The sequence below is a fragment of the Aquibium sp. ELW1220 genome (assembly GCF_030398385.1).
Classification (GTDB): domain Bacteria; phylum Pseudomonadota; class Alphaproteobacteria; order Rhizobiales; family Rhizobiaceae; genus Aquibium.
Genome location: NZ_JAOAOQ010000021.1, coordinates 82,087 through 92,984, shown reverse-complemented (window position 1 = coordinate 92,984; position 10,898 = coordinate 82,087). Strand labels below are relative to the sequence as shown.

The 10,898-nt window shown below is 65.1% G+C and carries 10 protein-coding genes; 4 read left to right on the top strand and 6 right to left on the bottom strand.

The window, feature by feature from the left end:
* The first annotated feature begins 399 nt into the window (after positions 1-399).
* Both N1F91_RS18855 and N1F91_RS18850 read left to right on the top strand, forming a co-directional pair.
* Positions 400-981 carry a TRAP transporter small permease subunit gene (locus tag N1F91_RS18855; RefSeq protein WP_289994571.1) on the top strand — a complete coding sequence of 194 codons (582 nt, stop codon included), beginning with the start codon at positions 400-402 and terminating at the stop codon, positions 979-981.
* A complete protein-coding gene (locus N1F91_RS18850; protein ID WP_289994569.1) occupies positions 974-2,881 on the top strand; it encodes a TRAP transporter large permease subunit in 1,908 nt (635 codons plus the stop codon). Before N1F91_RS18855 ends, N1F91_RS18850 begins: the two co-directional genes overlap by 8 nt.
* A gap of 93 nt (positions 2,882-2,974) precedes the next feature.
* On the opposite strand, the gene N1F91_RS18845 is transcribed toward N1F91_RS18850, so the two are convergent.
* Together N1F91_RS18845 and N1F91_RS18840 are read right to left on the bottom strand one after the other, a co-directional pair.
* Positions 2,975-4,081, bottom strand: a complete 1,107-nt coding sequence (locus N1F91_RS18845; protein ID WP_289994568.1) for a TRAP transporter substrate-binding protein — start codon at positions 4,079-4,081, stop codon at positions 2,975-2,977.
* A gap of 282 nt (positions 4,082-4,363) precedes the next feature.
* Complete coding sequence (locus N1F91_RS18840) at positions 4,364-5,470, bottom strand: TRAP transporter substrate-binding protein (protein WP_187968290.1); 1,107 nt, start codon at positions 5,468-5,470, stop codon at positions 4,364-4,366.
* A gap of 290 nt (positions 5,471-5,760) precedes the next feature.
* On the opposite strand from N1F91_RS18840, the gene N1F91_RS18835 reads away from it, so the two are divergent.
* Positions 5,761-6,534, top strand: coding sequence for a gamma-glutamyl-gamma-aminobutyrate hydrolase family protein (locus N1F91_RS18835; protein WP_289994567.1), 774 nt, complete (start codon positions 5,761-5,763; stop codon positions 6,532-6,534).
* Between the two features lie 29 nt (positions 6,535-6,563).
* Here N1F91_RS18835 and N1F91_RS18830 read toward each other — a convergent pair whose 3' ends face one another.
* Complete coding sequence (locus N1F91_RS18830; RefSeq protein ID WP_289994566.1) at positions 6,564-7,547, bottom strand: 2-hydroxyacid dehydrogenase; 984 nt, start codon at positions 7,545-7,547, stop codon at positions 6,564-6,566.
* Between the two features lie 239 nt (positions 7,548-7,786).
* On the opposite strand from N1F91_RS18830, the gene N1F91_RS18825 reads away from it, so the two are divergent.
* The gene (locus N1F91_RS18825) at positions 7,787-8,146 is read left to right on the top strand and encodes a hypothetical protein (RefSeq protein ID WP_289994565.1); all 360 of its coding nucleotides are present in this window, start codon (positions 7,787-7,789) and stop codon (positions 8,144-8,146) included.
* Positions 8,147-8,221: 75 nt separating this feature from the next.
* On the opposite strand, the gene N1F91_RS18820 is transcribed toward N1F91_RS18825, so the two are convergent.
* From N1F91_RS18820 to N1F91_RS18810, 3 genes are all read right to left on the bottom strand, one after another.
* The gene (locus N1F91_RS18820; protein WP_289994582.1) at positions 8,222-9,244 is read right to left on the bottom strand and encodes a LacI family DNA-binding transcriptional regulator; all 1,023 of its coding nucleotides are present in this window, start codon (positions 9,242-9,244) and stop codon (positions 8,222-8,224) included.
* Between the two features lie 87 nt (positions 9,245-9,331).
* Positions 9,332-10,246 (bottom strand): DMT family transporter, encoded by a 915-nt coding sequence (locus tag N1F91_RS18815; protein ID WP_289994564.1) that lies wholly within the window; start codon positions 10,244-10,246, stop codon positions 9,332-9,334.
* Between the two features lie 114 nt (positions 10,247-10,360).
* Positions 10,361-10,831 carry a MarR family transcriptional regulator gene (locus N1F91_RS18810; protein ID WP_289994563.1) on the bottom strand — a complete coding sequence of 157 codons (471 nt, stop codon included), beginning with the start codon at positions 10,829-10,831 and terminating at the stop codon, positions 10,361-10,363.
* Positions 10,832-10,898 lie beyond the last annotated feature (67 nt).

Genomic DNA, 10,898 nt, shown 5'->3' with positions numbered 1-10,898 from the left:
GTTCCATCGCCGCGACGCTGCAGCCGGCGGGACCGTGAGGCGACCCGGGCGGAACGCCCCCGCAACCAGGCCCCATCAACCTCCAGCGCGTTCTACAAGTCCAGATCCGCCCGCGGTGAAAGAGACGCCTCGACTGCCCGCGTACCATCGACCGGCGTCATCCGCGAAAGCGAACTCATGAATAAGACGGGCTAGAGACGGTTACGTAGAATCACGTAATCGCATCCCCCGCCTGCCGGTTTGAAGGCCAATCTCTTTGATTGCGCCGACAAAGCTGATAATCACTGCCCGGCCGTCGCATCCTCGCGGAAGGGACGGCCAGGCCGGCGTCCGACATGAGATAAGAAGCGTCGCCGGATCACGGGGTTACCGACAAAGGCATATCGGGAGGTGTACTTCATGGCGGGGCTTCTGGCTCTTTCGCGGCTTGTTGACCGCATAACCGGATTCATCGGGAAGAACGTCTCCTGGTTGATCCTGGTCGCGGTTCTGATCAGCGCCGGCAATGCCAGCATGCGCAAGGCCTTCGACATCTCGTCGAACGCCTGGCTGGAGGCGCAGTGGTATCTCTACGGCACGGTGTTCATGCTCGCCGCCGCCTATACCCTGCGGCAGAACGAGCACATCCGCATCGACATCGTCTCGAATCGGCTGAGCAAGCGGACCCGCGACTGGATCGACCTCCTCTGCCACGTCTTCTTTCTGCTGCCCTTCGCCGCGCTGCTCGTCTACCTGTGCTGGCCTTGGTTCATGCTGTCCTACAACAGCGGCGAGATGTCGTCGAACTCCGGCGGCCTGATCATCTGGCCCGCCAAGGGGATGGTGCTGCTCGGCTTCATCCTCCTGCTCGCCCAGGCGCTGTCCGAGATCGTCAAGCGCGCGGCCGTGATCATGGGCGTGATCGACGACCCGTCGCCGCAGCACGACCTGCCGCCGGCCGCCGAGGCCGCGATCGAGATGGAGGGCGAGCGTCGTGATTGATTTCGTCGCCCACAACCTCGCGCCGATCATGTTCGTCACCGTCATGGCGATGCTGCTGATCGGCTACCCGGTGGCCTTCACGCTGGCCGCCGGCGGACTGATCTTCTTCGTCATCGGCGTGGAGTTCTCGCACATATCGAGCGAGATCCGCCTGTTCTGGCCGCTCCTCCAGTCGCATCCCGAGCGCATCTACGGGATCATGTATAATGATACGCTCCTGGCGATCCCGTTCTTCACCTTCATGGGGCTGATTCTCGAACGCTCGCGCATGGCGGAGGATCTGCTCGACACCATCGGGCAGCTGTTCGGTCCGGTCCGCGGCGGCCTGGCCTTCGCGGTGGTCCTGGTCGGGGCGCTTCTGGCCGCCACCACGGGCGTCGTGGCCGCCTCCGTCATCGCCATGGGCCTGATCTCGCTGCCGATCATGATGCGATACGGCTACAACCGGTCGGTCGCGACCGGCACGATCGCGGCATCCGGAACCCTGGCGCAGATCGTGCCGCCTTCGCTGGTTCTCATCGTCATGGCCGACCAGCTTGGCCGCTCGGTCGGCGACATGTATGTCGGTGCCCTGTTCCCGGCGATGATCATCATCGGCGTCTATTGCATGTACATCCTCGCGGTCAGCCTGCTGAAGCCCGAATGGGTTCCCGCACTGCCGGTGGAGGCACGAACGCTCGGCAGCGGTGTGACCTCGCTCGTCGTCGTTCTCGCCGCGGCGGGACTCATCTACTGGGCGACCTACAACACCATCTTCGCCGACATGCGCTACGAGATCCGCCTCGTCTGGGCTGCGACCGTCGCCACCCTCGCGGCCTACCTGTTCAGCCTCGCGAACCGCTACTTCAAGCTCGGCATCATGTCGCGCCTCGCCGAGCAGGTGGTCATCGTCCTGATCCCGCCGCTGGCGCTGATCTTCCTCGTGCTCGGCACGATCTTCCTCGGCATCGCCACGCCGACCGAAGGCGGCGCCATGGGTGCGACCGGCGCGCTGTTCCTGGCCCTGGTGAAGGGGCGTCTCAACATGACGGTCCTCAAGCAGGCGCTCGATTCGACCACCAAGCTGTCTGCCTTCGTAATGTTCATCCTGATCGGCGCACGCGTCTTCGGCCTGACCTTCTACGGCATCAACGGCAACATCTGGATCGAGGAATTGATGCTGTCGCTGCCGGGCGGCGAGACCGGCTTCCTCATCGTCGTCACGATCGTCATCTTCGTCCTGGGCTGCTTCCTCGACTTCTTCGAGATCGCCTTCATCGCCGTGCCGCTTCTGGCCCCAGTCGCCGAGAAGCTCGGCATCGACCTGATCTGGTTCGGCGTCATCCTCGGCATCAATCTGCAGACCTCGTTCCTGACGCCGCCCTTCGGCTTCTCGCTGTTCTACCTACGTTCCGTCGCTCCGATGCGCGAATGGAAGGACACGGTCTCGGGACGGATGATGCCGGCGATCAGGACCGCGGACATCTACAAGGGCGCGCTGCCGTTCATCATCATCCAGTTCCTGATGATCCTGCTAGTCATCGCCTTCCCCGGGCTGGTGACCCACTACAAATCCGCGCCGCCTGCGGGCGACATCCAGATCCAGCTGCCACCCATGGGTGGCGGGGGAGCCGGAGGCGGGATGAGCCTGCCGCCGCTCGGCGGCGGTGCGGACAATGGCGGCGGTCTGGGTCTGCCGCCGCTCGGTCTGCCGCAGTTCGGCACACCGGGGCCGGCGACACCCGGCGCCGGGACTGCCGCGCCTGACAGCGGCCAGGGCACGCAGAATGGCGGCGGGCTCGGACTGCCTCCGCTGGGGCTGCCCCCGCTGGGCAGCCCCCAGCAGGCGGAGCCCGCCCAGCCTGCCGCACCGCCGGCCGCCAATCCGAACGATCTCAGCCGGCCTCCGAGCTTCGACTAGGCGCCTCGAAAGACGAAGACCCCGGGATGTCGCCATCCCGGGGTCTTTTCGATAGGTGCCTGCAGCGGCTTTGCGCGGCTGATCAGGCCTGCATCACAGCTTGCCGGCGCGCTGCTGGATCATCATGAAGGTGTCGAAGTTGTACTCGGTCAGCTGCGCCCACAGATAGGCGTCCTTCTTGAAGGCCTGCTGGTCGTCGTAGATCTTCTTGAACATCGGGTTGACCGCGTTGATCTCGGCATAGGTCCCCATCGCCGCGTCGTAGCAGGCCGACAGGATCTCCTGGCTGAACGGGCGCAGCTGCGCGCCGGCCTGGACCAGGCGCTTGATCGCCGCCGGGTTCTTGAAGTCGTAATTGGCCATCATGTCGGCGTTGGCCGCGCGGCAGGCGGTCTCGAGGATCGCCTGGTAGGCCTTCGGCAACTCGTTCCACTTGGCGAGATTGGCCAGCGTGTGCAGCACCGGGCCGCCTTCCCACCAGCCGGGATAGTAGTAGTAGGGCGCGACCTTCTGGAAGCCGAGCTTCTCGTCGTCATAAGGGCCGACCCACTCGCAGGCATCGATGGTGCCCTTCTCGAGCGCCGGATAGATGTCGCCGCCGGCGATCTGCTGCGGCACGACGCCGAGCTTCTCGATGATCTTGCCGCCCATGCCGCCGATGCGCATCTTCAGGCCCTTGAGATCGTCGAGCGTGTTGATCTCCTTGCGGAACCAGCCGCCCATCTGCGCACCGGTGTTGCCGCACGGCATGCCGTAGAGGCCCTGGGTGGCGTAGAACTCGTTCATCAGCGTGTTGCCGTTGCCGTAATAGTACCAGGCGTTCTGCTGACGGTAGTTGAGGCCGAAGGGGACGGCCGTCCCGAAGGCGTAGACCGGGTCCTTGCCCCAGTAATAGTAGGATGCGGTGTGGGCGAGTTCGACGGTGCCTGCCGTCGCAGCGTCGGCTGCCTGCAGGCCCGGCACGATCTCTCCGGCCGCGAAGACCTGGATCTCGAAATTGCCGTCCGTGGTTTCCTTGACGAACTTCGCCATGGTCTCGGCCGCGCCATAGATCGTGTCGAGCGCCTTCGGGAACGATGACGTGCAGCGCCAGGTGATCTTGGGCATCGACTGCGCAATGGCGGGTGCGGCGAGCGAACTGGCCGCTGCTGCGCCCGCGCCGGCAAGGCCGGCCTTCCTGATGAATGAACGACGATCCATGAACTTCCTCCCGTTTGGATTGAAGCTGGCCCTGGCTAGAGTTCCCACCACCAGCCGGCCAACTGTTGGGCATCAATGCATATGGACCGAAACCTGTCCAGCCGGCGGACGACAGGTCGCTCGATTTATTTCGGCAACGGAATGAAGAGGTTGAGCAGGTCGCCCCCGGCAGACGGGCGTCCGGATCGGCGCCGAGCAACGGCCCGCTGCCAGCAGTTCCGCGCAAAGAAAAAGCCCCGGGACGTTTCCGTCCCGGGGCTCGGTCTTTGCGATCCGCAAGCTTCAGAGCTTGCCGGAACGCTGCTGGATCATCATGAACGTGTCGTAATTGTACTCGGCGATCTGCGAGTACAGGAAATGCCGGCTGCGGAAATCGGCGATCGAATCCCAGATTTTCTTGAAGGCGGCGTTCGACGAGGTCAGTTCGTCGTAGATGCCGAGCGAGGCGTCGAAGCAGGCCGAGAGCACGTCCTGCGTGAACGGGCGCAACTGCGTGCCGTTAGCCACGAGGCGCTTGATGGCCTCAGGATTCAGGTAGTCGTACTTCTGCAGCATGTTGGCGTCTTCGGCCTGGGCAGCCGTGCGCAGCAGCGACTGGTATGCCTTCGGCAGCGCGTCGTACTTCTCCTTGTTGAACATGAGATGGACGGTCGGGCCGCCTTCCCACCAGCCGGGATAGTAGTAGTACGGCGCGACCTTGTAGAAGCCGAGCTTCTCGTCGTCGTAGGGGCCAACCCACTCGGCCGCATCGATCGTGCCCTTCTCGAGCGACGGATAGATGTCGCCGCCGGCGATCTGCTGCGGAACCGCGCCGAGCTTCTCCATGATGCGGCCGGCGAAGCCGCCGATGCGGATCTTCAGACCCTGCAGGTCGGCAACCGTGTTGATCTCCTTGCGGTACCAGCCGCCCATCTGGACGCCCGTGTTGCCGCCGGGGAAGCCGACGATGTTGTGCTGGGCGTAGAACTCGTTCATCAGGTCGATGCCGCCGCCATGGTAGTGCCAGGCGTTCATGCCGCGCGCGTTGAGCGCGAAGGGAACGGCGGCGCCGAGCGCCCAGGCCGGGTCCTTGCCCCAGTAGTAGTAGGAGACGGTGTGGCAAGCCTCGACCGTGCCGGACGTCACGGCATCGGCCGCCTGAAGACCGGGAACGATTTCGCCGGCCGCAAAGACCTGGATCTCGAAATTCCCGTCGGTGGCTTCCGAAACCATCTTCGAGAAGACCTCGGCGCCGCCGTAGATCGTGTCGAGCGACTTCGGGAAGGACGACGTGAGCCGCCAGGTGATCTTCGGGGTCGACTGCGCGATGGCAGGTGCCGCGAGCGCGGTCGCGGCTGCGGCCCCTGCGCCGGTCAGGCCGGCCTGCTTGATGAATGAACGACGATCCATGTTTTCTCCTCCGATCGTGGCGAAATGCCGAGCCATCGGTGTGCGGCCCGGGCATCCAACGGTTTGCTTTGCACAGGCCGCCAGCCCCGTCCAGCATTTCAGGCGACGATTCGAGATGATAGCGTATTTTTACCTAAGCGTCTGGAAATACATCTAAAATCGTTTGTTCTAATACGTTTTTTATGCCTACCGATAGCGGGGTGCGGTGCCTGTTGGAAAAGGCGTTCGAAAAAGCTAGATAGAAGCTTCACCGCTTCTCCCCGAATGACCGCAAGGCCGGGAACCCAATTATGAACCAGCCCCTCGTCGCCGTCTCGTCCGACATCCGCAGTTTCGATGCCTACACCTGGCACGCCGTTCCGCAGCAGTACATCGAGGCGGCGATCACCGGCGCCGGGGTGCTGCCGATGGTGCTGCCCAATCTCGGCGAACGGATCGACTTCGACGGGCTCCTGTCCTCGGTCGACGGGGTCATGATCACCGGGTCGAAGACGAACGTGCACCCCGATCTCTATGGTGGCGAGGCGACGGAAGCGAACGGACCCTACGATCCCGCGCGCGACGCCACCACGCTGCCGCTGATCCGCAAGGCCATCGAGCGCGGCGTACCGCTGCTCGCCATCTGCCGCGGCATTCAGGAGATGAATGTCGCGCTGGGTGGAACCCTGGCCACGGAGATTCAGGAGAAGGAAGGCAGGCTCGATCATCGGGCGCCGCCGGGCGAGCATCACGACCTTCGCTTCGCCATCCGCCAGAACGTCACGATCAGGCCCGGAACCTGCCTCGCCGGCGTCTTCGGCGCAGGCGACATCCGCGTGAACTCGGTCCACCGCCAGGCCATCGACCGGCTGGGCGACAGGCTTCAGGTCGAAGCCGTGGCGGAGGACGGCACCGTGGAGGCCGTATCCGTGCGCGACGCGCCGGGCTTTGCCGTCGGTGTCCAGTGGCATCCGGAATACTGGGTGCGCAGCGACGACAGCTCGGCGCGGATCTTCCGCGCCTTCGGTGACGCCGTGCGCGCGCACGCAGCCGCCCGCACCGGAATGGCGGCTGCCGCGGAATAGGGCCGTGCCGCCGGGCGCGGCCGGCCCCGTCAGCCCTGGCGCGGTCCCACCGAGAGGGTCTCGTTGACGGGTGTCAGCGCCCGCCCCTGATCGAACCAGCCGATCAGGTTGTCGACCACCAGATCGGCCATCGCCTGGCGCGTATGCACCGAGGCCGAGCCGACATGCGGCAGCAGGCAGGCATTGCCGAGCGACAGGAGAGTGTCGGGCACGCGCGGCTCGTCGTCGAACACGTCGAGCCCGGCTGCAAGGATGGTACCGTCCTTCAGCGCCGCCGCCAGCGCCGTCTGGTCCACGGTGCTGCCCCGCCCGATGTTGACGAAGACGCCACTGGTGCCGAGCGCGGCCAGCACCTCCGCATTGACCGCCTTGTCGGTCGCCGCGCTTCCGGGCGCGACCGAGATAAGCGTGTCGACGGCCTGCGCGAGCCCCACCAGAGTATCGTGATAGGTGTAGCCGACGCTTTCGGCCTTGCTGCGGTTGTGATAGCTGATCGGCAGGCCGAAGGCCGCCAGCCGTCGCGCGATGGCGAGACCGATCCGCCCCATGCCGAAGATGCCGACCGAGCGCCCGCGCAAGGTGGCGCGCGACAGCGGGTAGGCGCCGTCGCTCACCCACCGGCCGGCCCGGAGCCAGGCTTCCGCCTTGGGCAGTTCGCGCACCGTATTGATGAGCAGCCCGACGGCGGTGTCTGCGACCTCGTCCGTCAGCACATCGGGCGTGTTGGTAACCATGACCTTGCGGATCGCCGCATGGGATGCATCGACGGCATCGTAGCCGACCCCGAAATTGGCGATGATCTCCAGGTTCGGCAACGCATCGATGAAGCGAGCATCGATGGCCGTCATCGAGGCAACGGCCCGAACGCTGGCGGCGACTTCGGCATCGATCAGAGCCGGATCCGCGCGATCGATCCGGACCAGCCGGAACCCGTCGCCGAGCCGCGTTACGGCGTGGCCGTGCAGCCTTCCCGGAACAAGGACGACGATGTCGCGGGGTTGCGGCTGGGACATGCTTGACTCCTGTGAACGCGTGTCGATCGGGCGCGACCCTAGACACTTTCTGCGTGCGTGCAAACGGGTTCCCCGCCCGCCGTTCACGGAATGGTCAACGCCCTGCGTCCGTTTCTCGGAACACGGGGCGGGCCGCGACGTTTGGCAATGGACTGCGCTGGACATGAGGTCGGGCGCATTCGCCAAGTAGTTCAGACGAAAAGAAATAGGCGAACCCACGCCTACGGAAGGAGACAATCATGAAACATACTCTCATCGCCGCCGCGTCGATTCTCGCGTTCGCCGTGTCCGGCTCGGCATTCGCCCAGGGCACGCCGGCGAAGAACGACATGGAGCGCACCTCGACGTGGCAGTCGGACGACGAGCGGATGATGTACGAGAACGACCGCGAACTCTACACGCCGTTCTTCAACGACGACTGGAGCGAGTATCGTTCCGACGACGAGATCCGCAGCGCGTTCGATGCGATGGGCACCGAGCAGCAGGACAGCATTCGCGCCTCGTGCCAGCGGGCGGCCCAGAATCGCGGGTCCTATGGCACCGTGACCACGGCGCTCTGCCAGGTGGCCGATGTCGACAACGCCTGGGCTGCGAACTGATCTGGCACGCCTGTGCATTTTGGAGGGCTCCGGCATCGCCGGGGCCCTTCTTGCGTCTGGCGGCGCCGGGCGCGTTCAGTCCCGCTCGACCGGCTTGCTGGTCGACTGTCTCACATGCAGTTCCGGCTTGATCAGTTCCTGCGAGGCCTGCACCACCACCCCGTTCAGCCGGTCGAGCAGTGCGCGCGCCGCGCGCCGTCCGACGTCGCGCTGGCCGTTCCACACCGTGGTGAGTGCGGGCGTTGCGATGGCCGCTTCCTCGAGATCGTCATAGCCGGTGACGGAAACGTCGACGCCGGGATCGAGCCCGGCCCGTGCGATCCCGTTCATCAGGCCGATCGCCACGAGATCGTTCCAGCAGACGGCCGCCGTCGGCTTGTCGGGCAGCGCCAGGAACTCCCCTGCCACTTCGAAGCCGGCCTGCTTGGTTCGTGGACCGGGGATGCGCCAGTGCGGCTGTACCTCGAGGCCCGCCTTCTGCATGGCGATCACGTAACCCTGGTAGCGATGTCGGCCGGTCGAAGTCTGGTCGGTGCCGCCGATCATGACGATGCGGCGATGGCCGAGCGAGATCAGGTGGTTGGTGGCCAGACCGATACCGTAGGAATCATCGCCGCGAAACACCGGCACCTGCGCGCCTTCCACGGAGCGCGCGACGAGCACGGCCGGCAGGCCGTTGTCTTCCATCAGCTGGATGTCCTCGCGCGGCGTGCCGATCGCCGGCGACATGATGACGCCGTCGGCACCGAGCTGCAGCAGCGTGTCGATGAAGCTGCGCTGCTTTTCCAGCTGATCGTAGTGATTGGACAGGAGAAAGGTCTGCCGGCTGCGGTCGAGTTCGGTCTCGATCGAACGCAGGATTTCGGCGAAGAACGGGTTCATGATGTCGTGCACGACGACGCCGACGATCCCCGACCGGGACGTCCGGAGGCTCGCCGCGCGACGGTTGTAGATGTAGCCGATGGCGCGGGCATGCTCCTTGATCCGATCGCGGGTGGAATCGGCGACGAGCGGGCTGTCGCGCAGGGCAAGGGAAACCGTAGCCGTGGAAACGCCGAGGGCATCCGCGATCGTCGAAAGCTTGATCTTCTGCGCCAGAGCGCCCTCCCCGCGACGTCCCTTAAACTGTTTAAATCAGCTATACGCCATCGCCGTCGGCCTGTTCAAACCTTTTCGCTGCTGCGCTCAGTGGTTCGAAAGGGCGGCATCCCGCAGACGCAGCTGCCGCTCGCGGTGGACGATGTAGAGCCCGCTCGACACGATGATGAGCGCGCCGCCGATCGTCCAGAGGTCGGGCAGGTCGTCGAAGATGAGGTAGCCCAGCGACACCATCCAGACGAGTTGCAGGTAGGCATAGGGGGCGAGCGCGGTGGTGGCGGCGATGCGATAGGCCTTGATCAGCAGCCAGTGGCCGATCCCGCCGAGCACGCCCATCGAGAGGAGTACGGTCCACTGGAGCCAGTCCTGCGGCATGGACGCGTAGAACGGCAGCGTCGGTGCCATCAGAACCACCGGCGCCAGGGCGGAGTAGAAGATCATGCTTTCGGCCGTCTCGTGCCGGCCCAGCTGGCGGGTCATGATCACGTAGAGGCAATAGCTGAACATGGCGCAGAGCGCATAGACGTGACCGATGCCGAAGATGCCCAGGCCCGGTCGCGTGACGACGATGACTCCGACGAAACCGACGAGGATCGCCATCCAGCGCCGCCAGCCCGCCCATTCACCGAGCAGGGGGCCGGCGATCCCGGTGATCACCATCGGCGCGAAGAAGAAGATCGAGACCGTCTCGGCCAGCTGCAGCGTCTGCAGCGCCAGGAAGTTGAAGAAGGTCGAGCCGAACAGGAACATGCCGCGCAGCAACTGCCGGGGCATGCTGTTCACCCGGAACACTGCCGGGTTAGACCAGGCGCGCAGGAGGACGAGGGCAAGCAGGACGTGGATGGCGAAGCGCATCCAGGCGATGAAGGGCGAGGCGAGCCCGACGGAGCCGAGGTACTTCGCGCTTGCGTCGAGGAACGAGAACAGGAGCCCGGCCGAGAAGACGAGCAGGATGGCGGGAACGGGGGTCGCCGTTTCCTGATTCGCGGAAGACTTGTTCACCGGTGCCGCCGTCAGAGGAATCGATCCGACCTGTTTCAGCGATCCCGAATGCGAGGGCAAGCGATTTCGGGCCGCCCCGGCCGGCAGGCTCGGGGATGATCGGAGGTCTGACGGCTATTCGTCGTCGTCGGCGTCGTCCATGACATCGATCTGGCGCGGATTGCCCGACAGATTTCCCTCGATGCGCGCGAGCAGCTTGGCGAGGGTCTTCTGCTCCTTCTTGTCGAGGCCTTTTAGCGCCTGCTTCTCGGTCTTGCGCACCGACTTCTCGATCGCCTTGATGGCATCGCGTCCGCTTTCTGTGAGGAACACGTGCGCCTGGCGGGCATCGTTCTCGGATGCGCGCTTGTCGAGAAAGGACTGGGCCTGCAGCCGGTTGATCGTCTTGGTGATGGTCGGCGGGCGAACGCCGAGCCGCGCTGCGAGCTGCCCGGGCGTCTGCCCGTCCTCCAGCGCCAGCGCGAGCATGATCTGGTCCTGCCCGGCATAGAAGCCGTGATCGAGGAGCCGCGATGCCAGCGCGGTGCGCGACAGCCGCGCCGCCGATTGAAGGCGGCTCAGCGCCGCACCCTTTTCCTTCGCCATAGCCCCTCCTGCATGCCCCGGCGGATGCACGGAGCATAGACGTCCAGCCGGTGGAGGCAACGCCCGC

Bases quoted from the DNA above. Each gene is read 5' to 3' on its own strand.
- N1F91_RS18855 (WP_289994571.1), top strand. From the start codon at position 400: ATGGCGGGGCTTCTGGCTCTTTCGCGGCTTGTTGACCGCATAACCGGA.
- N1F91_RS18845 (WP_289994568.1), bottom strand. From the start codon at position 4,081: ATGGATCGTCGTTCATTCATCAGGAAGGCCGGCCTTGCCGGCGCGGGC.
- N1F91_RS18840 (WP_187968290.1), bottom strand. From the start codon at position 5,470: ATGGATCGTCGTTCATTCATCAAGCAGGCCGGCCTGACCGGCGCAGGG.
- N1F91_RS18835 (WP_289994567.1), top strand. From the start codon at position 5,761: ATGAACCAGCCCCTCGTCGCCGTCTCGTCCGACATCCGCAGTTTCGAT.
- N1F91_RS18830 (WP_289994566.1), bottom strand. From the start codon at position 7,547: ATGTCCCAGCCGCAACCCCGCGACATCGTCGTCCTTGTTCCGGGAAGG.
- N1F91_RS18825 (WP_289994565.1), top strand. From the start codon at position 7,787: ATGAAACATACTCTCATCGCCGCCGCGTCGATTCTCGCGTTCGCCGTG.
- N1F91_RS18810 (WP_289994563.1), bottom strand. From the start codon at position 10,831: ATGGCGAAGGAAAAGGGTGCGGCGCTGAGCCGCCTTCAATCGGCGGCG.